The 20,462-nt window shown below is 43.9% G+C and carries 17 protein-coding genes; 13 read left to right on the forward strand and 4 right to left on the reverse strand.

Going from position 1 to position 20,462, the window contains the following annotated elements:
- Nucleotides 1–195: 195 nt before the first annotated feature.
- Both CC90_RS0116305 and CC90_RS22535 read right to left on the reverse strand, forming a co-directional pair.
- Nucleotides 196–1,794, reverse strand: a complete 1,599-nt coding sequence (locus CC90_RS0116305) for a response regulator transcription factor (protein ID WP_031391806.1) — start codon at nucleotides 1,792–1,794, stop codon at nucleotides 196–198.
- On the reverse strand, nucleotides 1,787–3,658 hold the full coding sequence (locus CC90_RS22535; protein ID WP_051869699.1) for a sensor histidine kinase: 1,872 nt from the start codon (nucleotides 3,656–3,658) through the stop codon (nucleotides 1,787–1,789). The genes CC90_RS0116305 and CC90_RS22535 overlap by 8 nt, the downstream gene beginning before the upstream one ends.
- A gap of 335 nt (nucleotides 3,659–3,993) precedes the next feature.
- Between CC90_RS22535 and CC90_RS0116315 the strand changes: the two genes are divergently transcribed.
- The 6 genes from CC90_RS0116315 to CC90_RS0116340 all read left to right on the forward strand — a co-directional run bounded on the left by CC90_RS0116315 (nucleotide 3,994) and on the right by CC90_RS0116340 (nucleotide 11,065).
- Nucleotides 3,994–5,376 carry an ABC transporter substrate-binding protein gene (locus CC90_RS0116315; protein ID WP_031391808.1) on the forward strand — a complete coding sequence of 461 codons (1,383 nt, stop codon included), beginning with the start codon at nucleotides 3,994–3,996 and terminating at the stop codon, nucleotides 5,374–5,376.
- A gap of 71 nt (nucleotides 5,377–5,447) precedes the next feature.
- Nucleotides 5,448–6,497 (forward strand): carbohydrate ABC transporter permease, encoded by a 1,050-nt coding sequence (locus CC90_RS0116320; protein ID WP_330373244.1) that lies wholly within the window; start codon nucleotides 5,448–5,450, stop codon nucleotides 6,495–6,497.
- Nucleotides 6,498–6,592: 95 nt separating this feature from the next.
- Nucleotides 6,593–7,459: a carbohydrate ABC transporter permease gene (locus tag CC90_RS0116325; protein WP_051869701.1), complete on the forward strand. Its 867-nt coding sequence runs from the start codon at nucleotides 6,593–6,595 to the stop codon at nucleotides 7,457–7,459.
- Between the two features lie 50 nt (nucleotides 7,460–7,509).
- Complete coding sequence (locus CC90_RS0116330) at nucleotides 7,510–8,673, forward strand: glycoside hydrolase family 88 protein (RefSeq protein ID WP_031391811.1); 1,164 nt, start codon at nucleotides 7,510–7,512, stop codon at nucleotides 8,671–8,673.
- 14 nt (nucleotides 8,674–8,687) lie between these two features.
- On the forward strand, nucleotides 8,688–10,412 hold the full coding sequence (locus CC90_RS0116335) for a DUF2264 domain-containing protein (RefSeq protein WP_035315793.1): 1,725 nt from the start codon (nucleotides 8,688–8,690) through the stop codon (nucleotides 10,410–10,412).
- A gap of 17 nt (nucleotides 10,413–10,429) precedes the next feature.
- A complete protein-coding gene (locus CC90_RS0116340) occupies nucleotides 10,430–11,065 on the forward strand; it encodes a YesL family protein (protein WP_031391813.1) in 636 nt (211 codons plus the stop codon).
- Here CC90_RS0116340 and CC90_RS0116345 read toward each other — a convergent pair.
- A complete protein-coding gene (locus CC90_RS0116345) occupies nucleotides 11,055–11,912 on the reverse strand; it encodes a helix-turn-helix transcriptional regulator (protein WP_031391814.1) in 858 nt (285 codons plus the stop codon). The two genes, CC90_RS0116340 and CC90_RS0116345, sit on opposite strands and share 11 nt — an antisense overlap.
- 212 nt (nucleotides 11,913–12,124) lie before the next feature.
- On the opposite strand from CC90_RS0116345, the gene kduI reads away from it, so the two are divergent.
- The 6 genes from kduI to CC90_RS0116380 all read left to right on the forward strand — a co-directional run bounded on the left by kduI (nucleotide 12,125) and on the right by CC90_RS0116380 (nucleotide 17,950).
- Nucleotides 12,125–12,988 (forward strand): 5-dehydro-4-deoxy-D-glucuronate isomerase, encoded by an 864-nt coding sequence (gene kduI, locus CC90_RS0116350; protein WP_031391815.1) that lies wholly within the window; start codon nucleotides 12,125–12,127, stop codon nucleotides 12,986–12,988.
- Between the two features lie 160 nt (nucleotides 12,989–13,148).
- Nucleotides 13,149–13,943: a gluconate 5-dehydrogenase gene (locus tag CC90_RS0116355; protein ID WP_031391816.1), complete on the forward strand. Its 795-nt coding sequence runs from the start codon at nucleotides 13,149–13,151 to the stop codon at nucleotides 13,941–13,943.
- Between the two features lie 537 nt (nucleotides 13,944–14,480).
- The gene (locus tag CC90_RS0116365) at nucleotides 14,481–15,122 is read left to right on the forward strand and encodes an RpiB/LacA/LacB family sugar-phosphate isomerase (RefSeq protein WP_031391818.1); all 642 of its coding nucleotides are present in this window, start codon (nucleotides 14,481–14,483) and stop codon (nucleotides 15,120–15,122) included.
- A 13-nt stretch (nucleotides 15,123–15,135) separates the two neighbouring features.
- Nucleotides 15,136–15,924 (forward strand): DUF7402 domain-containing protein, encoded by a 789-nt coding sequence (locus CC90_RS0116370; protein ID WP_031391819.1) that lies wholly within the window; start codon nucleotides 15,136–15,138, stop codon nucleotides 15,922–15,924.
- Nucleotides 15,925–15,942: 18 nt separating this feature from the next.
- The gene (locus tag CC90_RS0116375) at nucleotides 15,943–16,905 is read left to right on the forward strand and encodes a bifunctional 4-hydroxy-2-oxoglutarate aldolase/2-dehydro-3-deoxy-phosphogluconate aldolase (protein WP_031391820.1); all 963 of its coding nucleotides are present in this window, start codon (nucleotides 15,943–15,945) and stop codon (nucleotides 16,903–16,905) included.
- Between the two features lie 19 nt (nucleotides 16,906–16,924).
- Nucleotides 16,925–17,950, forward strand: a complete 1,026-nt coding sequence (locus CC90_RS0116380; RefSeq protein WP_031391821.1) for a sugar kinase — start codon at nucleotides 16,925–16,927, stop codon at nucleotides 17,948–17,950.
- A gap of 123 nt (nucleotides 17,951–18,073) precedes the next feature.
- Here the strand turns inward: CC90_RS0116380 and CC90_RS0116385 are convergent, their stop codons facing one another.
- Complete coding sequence (locus tag CC90_RS0116385) at nucleotides 18,074–19,120, reverse strand: NAD(P)-dependent alcohol dehydrogenase (protein ID WP_031391822.1); 1,047 nt, start codon at nucleotides 19,118–19,120, stop codon at nucleotides 18,074–18,076.
- A 239-nt stretch (nucleotides 19,121–19,359) separates the two neighbouring features.
- Between CC90_RS0116385 and CC90_RS0116390 the strand changes: the two genes are divergently transcribed.
- Nucleotides 19,360–20,409, forward strand: coding sequence for a zinc-dependent alcohol dehydrogenase family protein (locus tag CC90_RS0116390; RefSeq protein WP_031391823.1), 1,050 nt, complete (start codon nucleotides 19,360–19,362; stop codon nucleotides 20,407–20,409).
- Nucleotides 20,410–20,462 lie beyond the last annotated feature (53 nt).

Genomic DNA, 20,462 nt, shown 5'->3' on the forward strand with positions numbered 1-20,462 from the left:
TTCTTTATGACCTGTGAACTCCTGGTGTACTGACGTACTCAGTTCAATTATTTGATGGACGATGGCATGTACTTGAACATAATGGAACAAAAACCAGAAAAGCAAGTAAAATGCTTCTCTGGTTCCAGTATAATTTTATATTTTAATAATTAGAATGAATTATATTACGATAAGCTTCACTATTTTATTTAGTATTTATATAATTTGGCTCATATAATCCCTGGGAGAGACTCCGGTTACCTTTTTGAACACGCGGCTGAAATAAAATGCGCTTTCGAAACCGAGGATATCGGATATTTCATATATCTTAAAATCTCCGTCCGCCATCATTTTTTTTGCGGCATCGACTTTGCTCTGATTGATGTAATCAGTAAATCCCAAATCGTTATATTTGGAAAAAAGAACGCTCAAGTAGTTTGGACTTATATTAAAAACCTCGGCTACTTTATTTAAGGTAAGCTTTTCCTCTACGTGTTCACTGATATATTTTTTCACATTGATTACGATATGGTTCTTGTAATCTTTGTTGTGCGTGGCGAAGCTTTCGCACAGCCCGTCGCGGAATATGGTCAGCCATTCCAATATCTGTTCCACATTGGTAAGCTCGTAGAGGGAACGATATCCGTTGCTTTTGTTTTTAAATATTTCCGATACTGTCTGCTCGCCGTTACTCAACAGGGAAAGGGATAGATATAAAATATTTCCGGCAGCATCCAGCGCCTGTACATAGTGGGAGGGCTGATTCTGGAACAGCTCCATAATAGAAGTAAAAATGGCATAAAGTGCCTTCCCATCGAATTCGGCATAGGCCTTTCGAATGTCCTCTTTGAATAAAGACATATTGAAGACATTTTTGAGAGGCTTATCGTAAGGAGCATCCTCTGCAAAAAGAAGAGGCTGCGCCGGCGTCAACTGCGAGAATACCTGCTTGGAATCCTGAAACGAGGAGGCGATTTGTATTGGCTTTTTAACTACTGCTCCGACACTCGCCAGTATGGTGACGCTGTAATAGTTGTAAAGCATGGAGGAAACCTGCGCTATGGTGCTGCGGATAATTTCTTTGAATTCTTCCGTGTCCTTATCCAAAAAAAAGATAATGGCAAAATGCTTCGTATCCAGTGACAGAACGTGGCAGGGAATGTACTTAGCCGTCAGCTCCCGTACAATTTGCAGGCTGCTGGTGTATAGGTTAAGTTTCTTTTCTGAGGACATGGAAGATAGCTTTTCACTTTGTATTTCGATGTAAGAGGCGGCAAAGGCCTCATGATTAAAATCGATGTTGAGGTTATTATATTGAATTTCGAATTGATGCTCGGATTCGAACAGGTTCAAAATAAGTCTCGTATAAAACTGCTCCTTTAATAAGTAAATACTCCCGATAGATGTATTTGCGGCGCTTATTGTTTTCTGCATCTCGGATACCTTACCGATAGCACGCTTCAAGGATTCTCCAAGGATTTCAGGAGTGAGTTCCAGCTTCACAAGGTAATCGGCGACCTGATAGGTAAGGGCTTCCTTTACGAACTGAAATTCTTCGTAACTGGTAAGGATGATGAATATAGGCAGAGTCATTCCTTCTTCATAACATTTTTTAGCCAGTTCCAGCCCGCTCATAAGAGGCATCTTAATATCTGTTATGACGATTTCAGGAGAATTCTCCTTTATCATATGGTAGGCAATAGCTCCGTTGGTTGCCGTTCCTATAATATTTATATCGTAATCCTCCCAATTGAGCATGGATTTGATACCTGCCTGAACCAATGGTTCATCGTCGGCTATAAGTAAATTAATCATGAGATACCCCCTCGGTTTGTGCGCCTGAATCCTTCGAATCGAAAGGTTCTAATTGGAACGGCAGCAATATCGAAATAGTTGTGAACTCACCGATCTTGCTTTTCACGGATAGTCCATATTTATCACCGAATTCATATTGCAAACGCTTGTGAACGTTACTGATACCGAATTCCTTAAAAAACGAGGATTCTGCCGGAGCCTCCGTATCCAGCAAATGAGCGGCCACCTCCGGTGTCATGCCTACGCCGTCATCGGTAATATCAATACGTATGTCGCCAGTCTCATCCCGGTAAATATGAATCTCGATGCTTCCTGCGTTTCCTTTCGGTTCGATACCGTGGAAAATGGAATTCTCCACAATAGGCTGTAAGGTGAATTTCAATATCCTGCAAGAGTTTAAGGTTTCGTCTTCAATATTATAATGGAGAGTGATGGTGCCGCCGTAACGGTATTGCTGTATCGTGAAATAATCATTGATCAAAGAAATTTCATGCTCTAAAGTAACGAGATTGGTCGTTCCCTTAGCGATATCCTTCAGCAGCCGGGAAAGAGATGTGGTCATTTCCGCGATACCGGAGGCATTTTGAATAGTAGCCATCCATTTGATGGAATTAAGTGTATTGTATATAAAGTGAGGATTGATCTGGCTTTGCAGCATTTTATATTCATAATCTTTCTTCTGTCTCTCATCTGCTATTCTTTGATCCATAAGCAATTGCACATTCTCGGATAAATCGTTGATATTCTTACCGATGTCACCCAGTTCATGCCCCCATTCCGTAGAAGGATCCCTTTCGAAATCGCCGCCTGCAATCCTTTTCATTCTTTCCTGAAGCTTATGGACCGGAACATTTACCGTCTTGGACAAGAACCAGGAAAGAAGAATTCCGATAATGCTGGCAGAAGTAAGAATGATCAATGCTATTAAGAAAAAGGTACGATAAATATTTTTGGACAATACCGTTTGATCCAGGCACTCGGTCACATACCAGCCTTTGGTGCCGAGAGGACGCGTTATCATAATCGAATGGCTTTTGCTTTCCGGATTATAGACCTTTTGAATGATGGTATCGCTGCTTAGTGAGATATCCGACAAATCCTCTTCCAATATGAACTGAACCGAGGAGGGAGTCAGCATGTGGTCGCTATATTCATAGCGGTAGTCACCGATCTGAAAGAAGAAACGGCTGTCCGTCTCCGACAAATAGTTTTTAATGGGACCGGTAATAACGGAGAGAGACATTTCCGTATAAATATATCCAAGCTCTTCAGCTTTATAAGGATGTTCGATAGTGTGGACGAAAGGGATCATGGGAACCTGCTTTGTGGTAAAGAAAGGGTCCATTAATATTCCTGTGGATACCTCTCCCGGATTGGAATGAAGTGTATTAAAATAAGGGAGGGACAAAATGGCATCGGCGGAAACTGCTATAGTGGAATAAGGAGATTCCACCACTTGTACAATGTCGCTTCTTTCCTTGCCGATGACCACGAGACGGATGAGCGAGGAAGGAAGTGCGGCGTTAGCCGCATAGGTATCTATAATGAAATCGTGGGCCTCTCGCTTAATGCCGTTACTGTCGGTATCCTTTTCCCCGGCGAAGTTTTTGATTTTACTGCTGATCCGGCAGGACCGGATGAAGCCAATAACGTTATCTATGTTAGAATCTATAGATGAGCACAAAAAGGCCAGCTTAGTTTCTGAAGTTTGGATTAAGTTCTTCTGAAGGCTGGAGGAAACTACGAAATAGCTGATAGAGGTTATGATAATGCTTATAATGACGATTAACATAACAGTACTAAGCAGGATACGCGCGCGTATTGTATGAAGGTATTTGTTCAGTTTGCCTTTTGCAGGAACCATCTTGTTTCTCCTTCCGGGTCTTAGAGACCACTATACTGATTTGTGCGATGAACTAGGCCTTTGAATGTATTCTAGCACAACGAAAGTTTTGTTGGAAAGGAAAAACCATTAAAATGACAAAGTAAAAAAAATAGTGCATCTTAATCAAAAAAAGTGAAGCTTTTTTTCTGAATATTTCTGAATAAGAATGAATTATGAATGAAATAAAGAAATATTTCATGTAAAATAAAAGAAATAATTTATATACTTAAACCACAATAGCCCACCGGGTCAATTACCTTAAGGGTATGTTTGCTACTATTAATTAATTATCGTGAAAAGGGAGGAATCTATTCATGAAAAAAAGGCTTTTAGGAATTTTTCTTGCAACAACAATGATGGCAACCTTGTTTGCCGGATGCGGTTCTGCAGCAGCAGAGACACCGGCTGCTACGACGGAAAGCACTGCAACGGAGACAACGGAACCGGCAGCTGAGGAAGTGGCAGAGGCAGAGGATACTGCGCAGGCAGATGCTGCGGAACCTGTTACGCTTAAGTGGGCAATATGGGATAAAGACATTACTCCTTACTGGGAAGCGCTGAAGGAAGCATACGAAGCAGCCAACCCTAACGTTACAGTTGAAATGACAGATTTAGGTTCTACAGATTACATGACAGTACTCGCGACGGAATTATCCGGAAGCGGTTCTGATTTCGACGTAGTTACGATCAAGGACGTTCCCGGTTATGCAACTTTGGTTTCCAAGAATACGCTGGAGCCTCTTGACAGCTACATTTCTTCAGCAGGTATCGACCTTAGCCAGTACGGCGGCGTTGACAAACAGGTTACGGTAAACGGAAGCCTCTATGAGCTTCCTTTCAGAAATGATTTCTGGGTAGTTTTCTACAACAAGGACATTTTTGATGCGGCGGGTGTTGATTATCCTACCAACGATATGACCTTTGACGAATACGATGCCCTGGCAAGACAGGTAGCAGATCCTACTTTCGGAGCTCAGGTTTACGGCACACATTACCATACATGGAGAAGTGCTGTTCAGTTGTTCGGCGTACTTGACGGAAAGCATACCATCTTAGACGGAAATTATGATTTCTTCAAACCGTATTATGAAATGGTCCTGAAGCAGGAAGACGACCAGATCTGCAGAAATTATGCTGATCTGAGCGCAGAAGGCTTACATTATTCCGCAGCATTCTCAGGCGGCGATGTAGCGATGATGAATATGGGTTCATGGTTTATATCTACTTTAATGGCCAATATTGCCAGCGGAGAGTATGACGCTTCTCTTTGCGGAAACTGGGGTATGGTAAAATATCCTCACGCAGACGGCGTAGAGGCGGGTTCCACGCTCGGTACGATTACAGGTCTGGCAGTAACAAGCGTATCCGAGCAAAAACAGGCAGCATTTGATTTCGTAAACTGGGTATCCAGTGCGGAAGGTGCGAAAGTTATGGCTGAAACGGGTAACTTCCCGGCTCTTATGAATGCCGAAGTTGCAGGCATTATTTCCGGCCTCGACGGATTCCCGCAGGATGACACCAGCAAGGAAGCTCTTAATGTATCTAACTTATACCTGGAAGTTCCTTATGCAGAAAACGTATCCGCAATTAACGATATTCTCGATACATATCATAAATCCATTATGAATCGTGAAATGACTGTTGATGAAGGTATTGCAGCAATGAATGATGAAGTTGGAAAAGTTTTAGGACAATAATCCTTAAGTAAATATGACAATTCCGGGGCTGGTAAATACCGGCCCCGAACTATCAGAGAGAGGATGTTAGAATGGACGCAAAAAAAGCAGCCCGGATGGAAAAGCTGGAAGTAGAGTCCGCGGATTTGATGAAGCAGATTCGTATCGAAATGGATATGAAGAAAAAACAGAAGCTGATTGCCAAAAGAGAGAGCGTGCAGCGTAAGGCCACGGCAATCAGAAATAACAGAAGAATAAGCAGAGAAGCGAAAAGAGACTTGGTAGCCTACTCGTTTATTGCGCCCAACTTTATAGGATTTGCCGTATTTACTCTCGTTCCTATCGTATTCGCCTTTTTGCTCGCCTTCATGAAATGGGATGGAAACAACACGATGGAATTCGTAGCCCTGAATAATTTCAAAAGGCTGATCGGAGATACTTTTTTTGTGGCGGCGCTTAAAAACACGATTATTTACGTTATAGGGACAGTACCTCTTACGATGATAGCTTCGTTAGCTTTGGCTATCGTGCTGAATCAGAAAATCAGAGCGAGAGGTTTCTTCCGTACGGTGGCATTTTTCCCATATGTAGCGTCCTTAGTGGCAATTACAGCCGTATGGAGTATGATTTTTCATCCGTCGAAGGGACCGATCAATTATCTGCTGCTAAACGTATTTGGAGTGCCGCAGGCTAATCTTCCCAAGTGGTTTGGCGGAGGGCTCGTACTCTTTACCTTAATATTATTCAGTGTATGGAAATATATGGGTTACTATATGGTAATCTATCTGGCAGGACTACAGGGTATTTCTGCCGAATTATATGAAGCGGGCAGCTTGGACGGTGCCAGTACATGGCAGAAATTCAAGTTCATTACGTGGCCGCAGCTTCGCGCCACTACATTCTTTGTTGTGGTAATGCTGACCATCAATTGTTTCAAGGTATATGACATTGCGATCATGCTGGCCGGAGGCGGAGATGGAAAGCTGAGCATTTCTTCAACGGTTCTTGTTTATTACATTTATCAGAATGCATTCAATTATTGGGATCTGGGATATTCCAGCGCTATCGCGATGGTATTGTTCGTATTGGTGCTTATCGTTACGCTGATACAGTTCCGATATGAGAAAAAGCTGGGAGAATAGGTTGAAAAATAAAAGCTTTTTTCAACATCCTGCTTTATACGTGTGCCAAGGCACACAGATAGGAGTTAAAATAAACAAAAAAAGGAGGAACCGCAATGGGAAATAATGTTTCAACAAAAAAATTTAAATCGAAAGAAAGAAATAAGATTGCCGGAAAAGTCGGTGTCTATCTTATTTTGCTCATAATTACCGCTATTATGATCGTTCCGTTTTTGTGGATGCTGTCTGCATCCATTAAATCCAACCGGGAGGTTTTCCTGATGGACCCTTTCGTCTGGATACCGGAAGTTCCCAAATGGGACAATTATATTAAGATATGGACAAAAATTCCGCTTTTGCAATTCGTTCAGAATACGGTATTTTTAACGATTGTAGTTACTTTTTTACAATTGCTCACATCGAGCTTTGCCGCTTATTCTTTTGCAAAGTTGGAGTTTAAACATAAAAATATACTATTTTTAGCATATATATCCACAATTGCAATGCCTTGGCAGGTATATATGGTACCCCAGTTCATTATGATGAGGGGAATGGGACTCAACGATAAGCTGTTAGCTATGATTTGTCTGCAGGCGTTCTCAGCCTTCGGCGTATTCTTGATGAAGCAGTTTTACGAAGGAATTCCTAATGATTTATGCGAGGCAGCGAGAATCGACGGTATGAGCGAATACCGGATTTATCTTAAGATTATGCTTCCGCTGTCAAAGCCCGCGCTATCCACGCTCACTATTTTTACTTTCGTTAACACGTGGAATGACTACTTGGGACCGTTGATTTACTTAAAAACAGAGACGAAAAAGACCATACAGCTAGGATTGAAAATGTTCATCGGACAGTATTCGGCAGAATACGGGCTGATTATGGCGGGTTCCGTGGTATCCCTGGTTCCGGTTATTTTGGTATTTCTCTGCTTGCAGAAATACTTTGTGGAGGGTGTTGCTTCTACCGGATTGAAAGGTTAAAATTATGGATAAGTGAAGAAGACCGATTGATTTGAAAAGGAGGCAAGAACATGTTATTTGACAACATGCCGGTAATTACCGGGGAAGAAATAAAGCGGGCGCTTCAGTTCGGCTCGGAGCAGGTAATCCGCAATCTGCCCGAATTTACCGACAAATTTCAGAACGCTTACAGTGAGAACAATTTTTATAAGCCCATAGAGAATAACTATTGGACTACGGGCTTCTGGACGGGAGAAATATGGCTGGCCTACGAGTACACGAGAGACGAGAGGCTGAAGAAAGCCGGAGAAATCCAGATAGACAGCTTTTTGGACAGAATCGACAATAAAATAGAAGTGGATCACCACGACATGGGTTTTCTGTATTCACCCTCCTGCGTTGCCGGTTATAAGCTGGTTGGAAGCAAAAAGGGAAGGGAAGCAGCGATAAAAGCTGCGGACCAGCTGCTCACCAGATTTCATCCGATAGGTGAATTTATCCAGGCGTGGGGACCTATGGATGCGCCGGAGAACTATAGGCTTATCATAGACTGTCTGTTGAATCTGCCCCTTCTATATTGGGCCTCGGAGGAAACGGGGGACGGTAAATATAGAGACATTGCTGAGAAGCATATACATACAGCGATTCGAAATGTGATCCGTGAGGACTATTCCACATGGCATACCTTCTTTTTCGACATGAAGACAGGAGCGCCGGACCATGGATCGACTTGTCAGGGCTACAAGGACGGGTCTGCATGGGCGAGAGGACAGGCATGGGGAATCTATGGAAGTGCACTGGCTTATAAGTATACGAAGAGGGAAGAGTATATTGATATATTTAAGAACGTAACACAGTACTTTTTGGAGCATTTGCCGAAAGACATGGTCCCTTTCTGGGATTTGGAATTTACAGACGGGGATGACCAGCCGAGAGATTCGTCTTCGGCTTCTATTGCTGCCTGTGGTATGCTGGAAATGGTTAAGTCTATGGATGGAGAGGATGCGAACGTATACAAGAAGCTGGCGATGCAGCTTATGAAGTCTGTGTATGACAATTATGCGGTGAAGGATGCCAAGTTTTCCAACGGACTGGTGCTGCACAGTACCTATTCCAATAAATCGCCTTACAATACGTGCAACCATTACGGAGTGGATGAATGTAATTCGTGGGGAGATTATTTTTATATGGAAGCTCTTATGAGACTTGACAGAGACTGGATATTATATTGGTAAACGGAGGTATGAGCATGAAGACGGACTGGGATGGAAAGCTAAGCAGTAAGGAAGAGTTCCGGGAGCTGCTATTGGAGATTGTGAATCCTCTGATTCCCTATTACAGTGAGGAAAAAGCGGAGCTTAATTTAGGTGTGACGGCAACGACTTATGGGAGAAGAACAATTGAATTAGAAGCATTTTCACGCCCCTTATGGGGCTTGGTCCCTTTCTGGGCAGGCGGCGGAAAAGCACCTGAATTTGAAGAAATATACAGGAAGGGCCTGGCAGCAGGTACGAACCCCGATAGCCCGGAATACTGGGGAGGCTTTCGTTCTTTCGATCAGCGGTTTGTAGAAATGGCGGCAATTTCCTACGGACTGATTTTGTCACCGGAAAAGACGTGGGATCCGCTTTGTGAAACAGAGAAGGATAATCTGGCGAACTGGCTCTATGGAATCAATGAATATAACCTTCCTATCTGCAACTGGATTTTGTTTGCAGTTCTCGTGAATGTTGCGCTGAAAAAGCTGGGAAGAAAATATGATGCCAAGAAGCTGGAATATTATTTGAACGGCGCAGATACCTTTTATCTGGGGGACGGCTGGTATCAGGACGGAGATTCCGGGCAGAAGGATTATTATGTGTCCTTTGCCATTCATTTTTATACCCTCTTTTATGCCAGAGTCATGGAGGAAGAGGATAAGGAGCGAAGTCAGATTTACAAAAAGCGGGCGGAACTTTTCGCAAAGCAGTTTATCTACTGGTTCGATGATAACGGAGCGGCTCTGCCTTACGGACGGTCTTTGTCCTACCGCTTTTCTCAGGTCAGCTTCTGGTGCGCATGCCTGATCGCAGATGTGACGCCTTTTCCGGTAGGAGTGATAAAAGGCTTGATAGTAAGACATTTATGTGACTGGATGAAAAAGCCGATTTTTGACAGAGACGGCGTTCTGACCATAGGCTACGGATATCCCAACCTTGTTATGGGAGAGCGTTACAACGGCCCAGGCTCTCCTTATTGGGCGCTGAAGACCTTCGCGGTTTTGATGCTGCCGGACGACCATCCTTTTTGGCCGGCAAAGGCGGAACCTATGCCTGAACTGGAGACACAGATACAGCTTCCCTATGCCGATATGATGATATACCGTTATGAAAATCATACTACCGCTTTTGTACCGGGGAAATACAGTCCCTCCGGTCACGGACAGACTCCCGCCAAATACGGGAAGTTTGCCTATGATACGCGGTTTGCCGTTAACATGGCGAAATCCACATGTGAAATCCATGAGGCTGCACCGGACAGCATGCTGGCTTTTTATATCAACGGGTATGTGTATGTACGCAGAGGATGCCAGGACTTTAGCTTGTCTCAGGAGGGCGTGATTTCCAGATGGTCGCCTTATCCGGGAATATCGGTGGAGACAGTAATTACGCCCACATCTGCCGGACATATCAGGAAGCATACGATAGAAAGCGACGTGGAATGTGAAGCCTATGACTGCGGATTTGCGGTAGAAATCGATGTGGAGGGAGAAAAGCTGACCGAAAGCGGTTCTATGGCAAGAGTGGAGAACTGTTACTGCTTTTGTGAGGTTACGGCAAAGGGAGGTGAAGGCAGAGGAAATGTGATTGGAGCCGACCCGAACACCAATTTGCTCCATCCAATGACGAGAATCCCTGCGGTCTGCTATTCCATAAGCAAAGGAAGAAATAAAATCGTTACGGAGGTAACAGCGCAGTACGACAGAAAGTGGTAAAATAAGAGGAGGAAGGTATGGCGAATTTATTTCATTATGACAATCCCATTTGGAGATTTATGGGGAAGGTGGCAGATATTTTCTTTCTGACCGTCCTTTGGACACTTCTAAGTCTGCCTGTGGTGACGATCGGTGCCGCCTCCTCTGCGCTCTGTTACGTATCCTTGAAAATGGCGCGAAACGAGGAAAGTTATATCTTTCAGTCATTTTGGAAGGCCTTTAAAGAAAACCTCAGGCAATCCACCGCCTTATGGCTGATTATGCTTGGTCTCGGTTTCTTTTTCGCAGGCGGCTTATATATATGGCACCGTGCAACCTTCGAGGGAGCAGCCTTTATTTTCTGGCTGTACCTCGTATTTGCGGTGCTTTATCTATGCATGCTCATGCTTGTGTTTCCGCTTGCAGCCCGCTTGGATACGAATCTTAAGAATCTGTTCTTCATGACCTTCATGGTGATGCTTAAAAACCTCTCCTGGGTGTTTTTCATGGCGGTTATCGCCGGTTGCATCATCGCTCTGGGCATATTTGTCTTCTGGCCGATACTGTTTTTCAGTGCAGGCGGAATCTCTTTTATTCATTCTAAAATACTGGAATACATCATTTTCCCCAAATATGGCTGGGACAGCGTCTCCGGAGCCGAGTCTAAGAATTGAACTGCGCGTATTTCTTAGGAGATATTCCTACGGCCTTGGTAAAAGCCTTTAAGAAGTTGCTGTAATCGTTGAAGCCGCATTGACCGCAAACTTCCGTAACGGAAATTCCCTCGTTCAGCAGAGCCTTGGCGATGGTGATTCTTCTTGCGGTAATATATTTGTTGATAGTAGTGCCTGTGGTAGATTTGAAAATGCGGCACAAATAAGAGGAGCTTAAATAGAAATATTCAGAAAGCCGTTCTAAGGTAATGTCTTCAGAAATATGCCGGTTAATGTAGCTGAGAATATCATCCACCTGCGCATGGTTAGTAACAGGCGTCTCCGTATATTCCCTATGGCAGGACTCATAAAAGGTTCGGTTGAGAAAGACCATGAGGTCGGAAAACGCAGCGCGCTCCATTAAATCGCAGCCGAAGCCTTCGCTATCGGCTATTTTATGTATCAAATAAATAAAGCGTTTGCTCATTTCCGGGTCCAAATGAAGCTTGTGAGGGAGCACGTCGAATCTATGAGTAAAGCAATAGCTTAAATCGGTCTGATCAGAGGAAATCTCCTGCAAATAATCAGGATGTACAGAAAGAACAATCCTCTCGTGTACGCCGGTATCTACCTGCGTCAAATAATGGCTTTCATATTGATTGATAAAGAAAATATCTCCGGGCTCGATATCATAAAAGCGGTTGTCTATTAAAAACTGCTTTCCTCCGGATATGGAATAATAGATTTCGCAGCAGTCATGAATGTGCATGTCCATCGTCTTTTCATCGCTATAAAGATGCGCAAGAGCAAAATACTTATTGGTAATACAATGCTGGGTTGCCATTTTACACGATGTAAATTCCTTCATAATAGTTCAATCCTTTCCATGGTTTTCCTAATTTTCCTGATTCTTAATTTCATTATAAGGGGTGTGTTCAATATTTGCAATATTTATGAAAACATAAAACAAGAATTGGAATAAATAGTATGATAGGATAAAGGCATAACGGATAGAAGAGTTCAGATGATTTTATAAGACATTTTTAAGTTGAAGATTAAAACAGGAAGGATGGGAAAAGTATGGAACTTAGAACAGCGGTTTCGCCGAGAGATGTGAAACACTATACGACAGAGAGATTGAGAGAAGAATTTCTGATTCGGGATTTATTTGTAGAGGATGAAATTAAGCTTGTATACAGCCATATCGACCGTATTATTACGGGAGCGGCGACACCTGTTTCGAAAATGCTTAAGCTGACGGCAGGGGACGAGCTGCGGGCGGAATATTTTCTTCAGAGAAGGGAAATGGGCGTAATCAATATCGGCGGTGCAGGAACGATTATCATTGACGGAAAAAGCTATCAGGTAGGCTTCAAAGAAGGAATGTACATTGGTATGGGCGCAAAAGATATCTCCTTCGAAAGTAAGGATGCTTCCTGCCCCGCTAAATTTTATATCAACAGCGCACCCGCCCATAAGCCTTATCCTACCGTATTGATAAAGCCCGAAGGAGAACCCGAATCGGGTGTAGTTATTGTAAAGGATGAGAATAAGGTGGAGCTAGGCTGCTTGGAGGATGCGAACCATAGAGTTATCTGCAAATATATTCTTCCGGGGCAGGTAGAGAGTTGCCAGCTCGTTATGGGCATGACAAAGCTTGAGCCGGGAAGCGTATGGAATACGATGCCTTGCCATACTCACGACAGGCGCATGGAGGTATACCTTTATTTCGAAATGCAGCAGGATGCCTTCGTTATGCACTATATGGGAGAACCCAGCGAAACGAGGCATATCGTAATGAGAAACGAAGAAGCGATAATATCGCCGAGCTGGTCCATCCATTCCGGCTGTGGTTCCAGAGCATATACCTTTATCTGGGGAATGGTGGGAGAGAATCAGGCGTTCGATGATATGGACACTGTAGATATGAAGGATTTGATGTAAGGATTTTGTGCAGTTAAGCGAAGGTTAGAGAAAACCCGGAAGTTACAGCGCGAAATTATGGGGAATCCATAATTTCTGTATATCATTTGTTACCGTGGGGCCAAAGGCTGATGAGTAACGAACAACAAAAAGAAAAGGAGATATGAATATGAGCGGATTAATGAACAAATTTTCACTGGAAGGCAAAGTAGCATTGATAACAGGAGCTTCTTACGGAATCGGCTTTTCGATTGCCGCTGCCTATGCGGAAGCGGGAGCGACTATTGTATTTAACGATATTAAACAGGAATTAGTGGATAAAGGCCTTGCGGCATATGAGGAAAAAGGAATCAAAGCTCACGGCTATGTATGCGACGTGACGAACGAAGAGCAGGTACAGGAAATGACAGCGCTTATTGAGAAGGAAGTAGGAGTAATCGATATTCTTGTAAATAATGCAGGAATTATTAAGCGTGTTCCTATGTGCGATATGACGGCAGCGGAGTTCCGTCAGGTAATCGATGTGGATCTGAATGCGCCCTTTATCGTCTCCAAGGCGGTAATTCCCGGCATGATCAAAAAAGGACATGGCAAGATTATAAACATCTGCTCCATGATGAGTGAGCTGGGACGCGAGACGGTATCTGCTTACGCGGCTGCCAAGGGCGGACTGAAGATGTTAACTAAGAATATCGCTTCTGAATACGGTGAATTCAATATTCAGTGCAACGGTATCGGGCCCGGCTATATCGCTACGCCTCAGACGGCACCTCTTCGCGAGATTCAGGCTGACGGCTCCAAGCATCCTTTTGACCAGTTCATTATCTCTAAGACTCCGGCGGCGCGTTGGGGAGAAGCGGAGGATTTGCAGGGACCGGCAGTGTTCCTTGCATCGGATGCTTCGGATTTTGTGAATGGGCATGTGCTTTATGTGGATGGTGGTATTCTTGCTTATATTGGGAAGCAGCCGCAGTAATGTTTCAATGGGTGGTTGAGGTTGTTGGGGGGTTGTGAGAATTTTATGTACAATTGAGGGGTGCTGAGGGCTTTCTTCGGTGTATTCGGTTTCTGTTCCGGCGCGAACGGCTGTATTTTCTAAAGGAAACCGGGAGTGTGTCGGTAACGGACGGGCCGGCAGCAAAGTACATCCATGTACTGTGCTGCCTAAATGCCGCATCCATGCGGCATTTTCCCTGGGTGTTGAAGGTTTCCTTAAGAAAATGCAAGCCGTTGGCTTAAAGAACTGAAACCGAATACACCGAAGAAAGCCCCGGGAAGGCTGTGAAATTGTACATAAAATTAGCGAAGGTTACGGGTTTTGTAATTGTTTTTGATACATTATGTTAGAGAAAAAGAATGATGAAGGGTTAATGGGTATTTAAAAATAAAACTGATTTAAGAAAGAAAATAGGGTAATGCGGAGAAGGAAATATAGAGAAGGGAATACGGAAAAGGCAACATAGAGAGGGATGTGTTGTCATGTGGATGTTAAGGAAAGGAGTATGGAAGAAAAATGAAGATAGCTTTAATAAATGAAAACAGTCAGGCGGCTAAGAATGGGTTGGTTTGTGATACTTTGAAAAAGGTGGTGGAGCCTCTTGGTCATGAGGTATATAACTATGGTATGTATAGTGCGGAGGATGTGAATGTGCTTACCTATGTGCAGAATGGTATTCTTGCGGCTGTGCTTTTAAATGCGGGGGCGGCTGATTATGTGGTGACGGGTTGCGGTACGGGGGAAGGGGCTATGCTGGCTTGTAATTCTTTTCCGGGAGTGTTGTGCGGACATATTGTGGATCCTTCGGATGCATATATGTTTGCGCAGATTAATGATGGAAATGCAATTGCGCTTCCTTTTGCGAAGGGTTTTGGCTGGGGGGCGGAGCTGAATCTTGCATATATTTTTGAGAAGTTGTTTTCCTGTGAAGGGGGGCAGGGTTATCCGAAGGATAGGGTTATACCGGAACAGAGGAATAAGAAGATTCTGGATGAGGTAAAGAAGATAACGCATCAGGATATGGTAACGATTTTGAAGAATCTGGATAGGGAGTTGGTGAAGGGAGCCTTGGCAGGGGAGCGGTTCGAGGAATATTTCTTCGCAAATTGCAGGGAGGATGGGATAGCAGCCTGCGTAAGAGAGATTTTGGAAGGTTAAATGGGGTGAAGATATGGCGGTTCTGGCACTTAAGGTTCTCGATAAAAACGGAAAGACAGTATGTGTAAGCAGCGGGGAAGATTATGTTAGTCTCGTATGTACTAAGGAATATGCGGAGGGTGACCGTATTGTCCTGGAAACCTCGGAGAAAAATATTCATGTAATATTGCAGGTGGACGATGCTATGGGACCGGCCTTTGTATATATTACAGATAATGTGTCGTATCAGATTCCTTTCGGAGAAAAGCGGATTTGCTACTCGCCCAAGGTATTTTACGGAAGCAGGCATTATTTATATGCGCGGATGGCAAGGGAAGATGAAATAAAGAGTTATAGGAACCTTGCGCTGAATGTATGTGATCAGCATGGAGAGACAAATTGTTATCCTCATGCGGAGGCTAATGTGGAGACGAGAGGAGAATCTGTTTTTGCTGCCCGCAACGCCATTGACGGCGTATGTGAGAACCGTTCTCATGGAGAATGGCCCTATGAATCGTGGGGAATCAATAGGCGGGAGGATGCGTATATGAGCGTGGATTTCGGGCATGAGGTGGAGACGGACAAAATCGTTTTGTATACCCGTTCCGATTTTCCTCATGATAACTGGTGGAAACAGGTAACGCTGACGTTTTCCGATGGAACGAGCATAGAGTGGGACTTGGAAAAAAGCAGTCTGCCTCATATTCTGGAATTCGGGAAAAAACGGATCACATGGGTGCGCTTCGGCAATTTAATAAAGTCGGATGACCCCTCGCCGTTTCCGGCATTGAGCCAGATAGAGGTATACGGAACAATTGTGTAAAAGGAGGAAGATTCAGACATGAATTCGATAATTGAAGAAATTGGTAAGATAGGTATTGTGCCCGTAATCGCTTTAGATGATGCGAAGGATGCGAAGCCTCTTGCGGAAGCGCTGTTCAAAGGGGGACTACCCGTCGCTGAAGTGACATTCCGAACGGATGCGGCGGAGGAATCTATCCGTATTATGGCGAGGGAATTTCCCGACATGCTTGTAGGAGCAGGGACAGTCCTTACGATAGAGCAGGTGGATCGCGCTGTTTCGGCCGGAGCGAAGTTCATCGTAAGCCCCGGACTGAACCCCAGGGTGGTTTTCTATTGCGTAGGGAAAAATATTCCGGTGCTCCCGGGAACCTCCAGTCCAAGTGATGTGGAAGCCGCTATCGAGCTGGGACTCGATACGGTAAAGTTTTTTCCCGCAGAGGCGGCAGGCGGAATCGATATGATCAAGGCGATGAGCGCACCGTACAGCAAGGTGAAGTTTATGCCCACAGGAGGAATTACGGCGGATAACTTAAAAGAATATCTGGACTTTGATAAAATTGTTGCATGCGGCGGAAGCTGGATGGTAAAAAAGGATTTGGTAGCTGCGGGGAGCTTTGATAAGATTGAAGCTCTGACCAGGGAAGCCGTAACGAAAATGCTGGGATTCGAGCTGAAGCATGTGGGAATCAACGAGACGGACGAGGAGTCTGCCGATCATACGGCAGGAACTTTTGAAGCAATTTTTGGAATGACGAAAAAGGCAGGGGCTAACTCTATCTTTGCAGGAACGGGTATCGAAGTGATGAAGACCCCGTACCTTGGAGCAAACGGACATATCGCAATCGGTACGAATTATATAGAAAGAGCTATTTATCATCTGGAAAGGCAGGGTGTAATATTCGATGAAGCGACTGCCAAGAGAGACGATAAGGGCAAGCTGAAGGCCATTTACTTAAAGGATGAAATCGGCGGTTTCGCGGTGCACCTCATTCAGAAATAGAAGGGAGAATAAAGAATTTATGAGTAAAAAGACAGTAACTTTCGGTGAAATTATGTTAAGGCTGGCACCGGATGGCTATTACCGTTTCGTTCAGGCGGGGAGCTATGGAGCTACTTACGGAGGCGGAGAGGCCAATGTAGCGGTATCCCTTGCAAATTATGGTTTGGATTCCTCTTTTGTGACAAAACTCCCGGCACATGAAATCGGTCAGGCTGGTATCAATTCCCTGAGGCAGTTTGGTGTGGATACGAAAGATATCGTGCGGGGCGGTAAGAGGGTAGGAATTTACTTCCTGGAAAAAGGAGCTTCCCAAAGGCCTTCCAAGGTTATTTATGATAGAGCGGGTTCTTCTATTGCCGAGGCGGTAAAAGAGGATTTTGACTGGGATGCGATTTTTGAAGGTGCGGACTGGTTTCATTTCACGGGAATTACCCCTGCGCTGGGAGACAATATTGCAAAAATATGCTTGGAAGCCTGCAAGAAGGCGAAGGAAAAGGGAATTACCGTAAGCTGTGACTTGAATTATAGAAACAAGCTGTGGAGCAAGGAGAAAGCCGGTGAAGTAATGGGCGAGCTGTGTAAATATGTGGACGTATGCATCGCCAACGAAGAGGATGCCGGTGACGTATTCGGCATAAAAGCGCCAGACACCGATGTAACCACAGGGAAAGTAAACCATGAAGGTTATAAAGATGTGGCAAAGCGCCTTGCAGACCGCTTCGGATTTCAGAAGGTGGCGATTACTCTAAGAGAGTCTCTTTCCGCCAATGACAACAACTGGGCGGGAATGCTATATACTGAAGGCGAATATTATTTCAGCAAGAAATATATGATGCATATCGTAGACCGTGTGGGAGGAGGAGATTCCTTCGGAGCAGGGTTGATTTATGCCAGTCTCGTGGGTATGAATGCGCAGGAGATCATAGAGTTCGCAGTGGCGGCAAGCTGTTTAAAGCACAGCATCGAAGGAGACTTTAACCAAGTGAGTGTAGATGAGGTGAAGAAACTTGCGGGTGGAGATGCTTCCGGAAGAGTGCAAAGATAACAGGAGATGGACTTCACTGAAGAACTCGGTTAATGAGAGAGGTTACAAAAAGGGCAACCTAAAAGCAGGCTGCCCTTTTTTGTATTATTATTTTCCGGTTCCCGTTGATATGGTAGATATACATCAACAGATTTTGATGACAGATTTTACGATATTTGCTTTGTCCGCTACGCTCGCATCCATTGCATTCTGGATATCGTCAAAGTCAAAGACATTAGTAACGATTCCTTTCAAATTAATACTGCCGCCTGCAACCGCATCGATAGCAATCGGATAAATATGGCGGTAACGGAAAATTGTTTTGAAGGTCAATTCTTTATCCAGCGCCAGACCGCTTGGCATAGTAAGAGTTCCATCTGCGCTGTACCCGACTAAAACAATTGTTCCGCCTTTTTTTGAAGCATGAATCAGTTGTTTTGTGGTAATATCCGTGCCTGCTGTTTCAAAGGAAACATCACATCCCTTTCCGCCTGTAAGTTTTCTTATTTCTTCAATAGTATCTTGTGTCTTGCCGTTGATTACTGCAGTGGCTCCCAGTTCAAGGGCTTTATCCAATCTTTTTTCCATAATATCTACTACGATGATATTTGTGATACCCATTGCTTTTAAGGCAAGAAGGGTTACCAGACCAATACATCCGGCTCCGGTAATGACAGCTGTCTGGCCGATACGGATGCCGCTTTCGATTGCTGCGTGGAAGCCTACGGCAAGTGGTTCTATTAAAGCACCTTCCATTGTATCTACATTTTCGGGGAGCTTGAAACACAGTCCGGCTTCATGCGCTACGTATTCCTGAAATACTCCGTCCACAGGGGGAGTTGCAAAAAAGATAACATCAGGACAGAGATTGTATTTACCCTGCTTGCAGAATTCGCAATGACCGCAGGTTTTTCCCGGTTCTAATGCAACACGGTCGCCGGGTTTTAGATGAGTGACATTTTTTCCTGCCTCCACTACGGTTCCTGCCGGTTCATGCCCAAGGACAAAAGGTGGATTTACAATGCAGGAGCCGATGCGCCCTGCTTCATAATAGTGAAGGTCAGAACCGCATATTCCTACATATTCCAGTTTGACTAATACCTCATCATCTTTGGGAACTGGAATATCTCTTTCTGCAAAACCCATTTTTCCGATTCCTTCCATAATTGCTACTTTCATTTTTTTGCTCATTTTATAACTCCTTTCTTTGCTGAGGGCTTTTTTTGCCTATCGGTGATAGCGGAACAAATATTGTTAAATGTTTCAACAATATTGTTGACAAGAACATAGGGGAATGATATAATTCACTTGATAAAACGTTTTATCTTTTACAAACTAGATTATACATCATTTTACAAAAAATGTAAACAAGTCATTTAAGAAAAAGATAAAGCGATTTATCATTTAAAACACTTTAAGGAGGAAAAAAGATGAAAGCATTAGTGTATGATAAGCCCGGGCGTAAATTTTCCGGTATAAGAGAAGTTCCATATCCGATATGCGGAGATGATGATGTGATTATTAAAGTTATGTCTGCGAGTATTTGTAAAGGGGTGGAACATGACCATGACAGGGAGAATGTAGGGACTGACCTGGCGGTTTACCCGGTAACACCGGGACATGAGTTTTCCGGTTATATAGAAGAAATCGGAAAGAATGTTACCAAGTTTCAAAAAGGAGACAGGGTATGTGCGGATAATACGGAATATTGCGGGGACTGCTACTACTGCAGAAAAGAAGAATCCAATTATTGTCCCACCTTCGGTTCTTTGGGACACAATATTGACGGAGGATTTGCGGAATTTGTCCGTGTAAAGAAAGAAAAGGTGTTTCCTATTCCGGATTCTCTCTCATTTAATGCGGCAGCTCTCGGTGAACCTGTAGCCTGCTGCCTGCATGCAGTGGATAGATGCGAAGTGAAATACGGAGATGTAGTTGCAGTAATAGGTGCAGGCCCTATGGGACTCATTCTTGCACAGCTTTTAAATCATTCAAATGCAAGTGAAGTGATCATGATAGCTTCCACGCAGAGCAAATTGGATATGGCACAGAAAATGGGAATTCAAAATACCATCTTGATGGATAGAAAAGATTATTCAGTGCATACGGACAAATTAAAAGAAAAATATCCTCTCGGAGTAGATCTGATCGTAGATGCAACAGGGAGCGTAGATATAATTCGGCATAGCATGACACTTCTTAAAAAAGGAGGACGTCTTGTGCAGTATGCGGTGGTTCACAGTGATGAGCAAGTAAGCCTTGATCCAAGATTAATGTTTAATAATGAACTTACATATACGACAAGCTTCTGTCAGTCACATAACTTCGGCAGAGCGGTAGAAGCCCTGAACGACGGACGTGTAAAAGGTGACTTGCTTGTAACACATGAATATACCTTGGATCAGTTCTACGAAGCCTTGGATGAAAATGTAAATAATAGAGATTCTATTAAAGTAGTAATACATCCGAACAAGGAATAGAGGCAGAATGCAGAAAAAATTATTTCTGCGCGGGGGTTTCTGACTTTGAAAGG

Source organism: Kineothrix alysoides (assembly GCF_000732725.1).
Classification (GTDB): domain Bacteria; phylum Bacillota; class Clostridia; order Lachnospirales; family Lachnospiraceae; genus Kineothrix; species Kineothrix alysoides.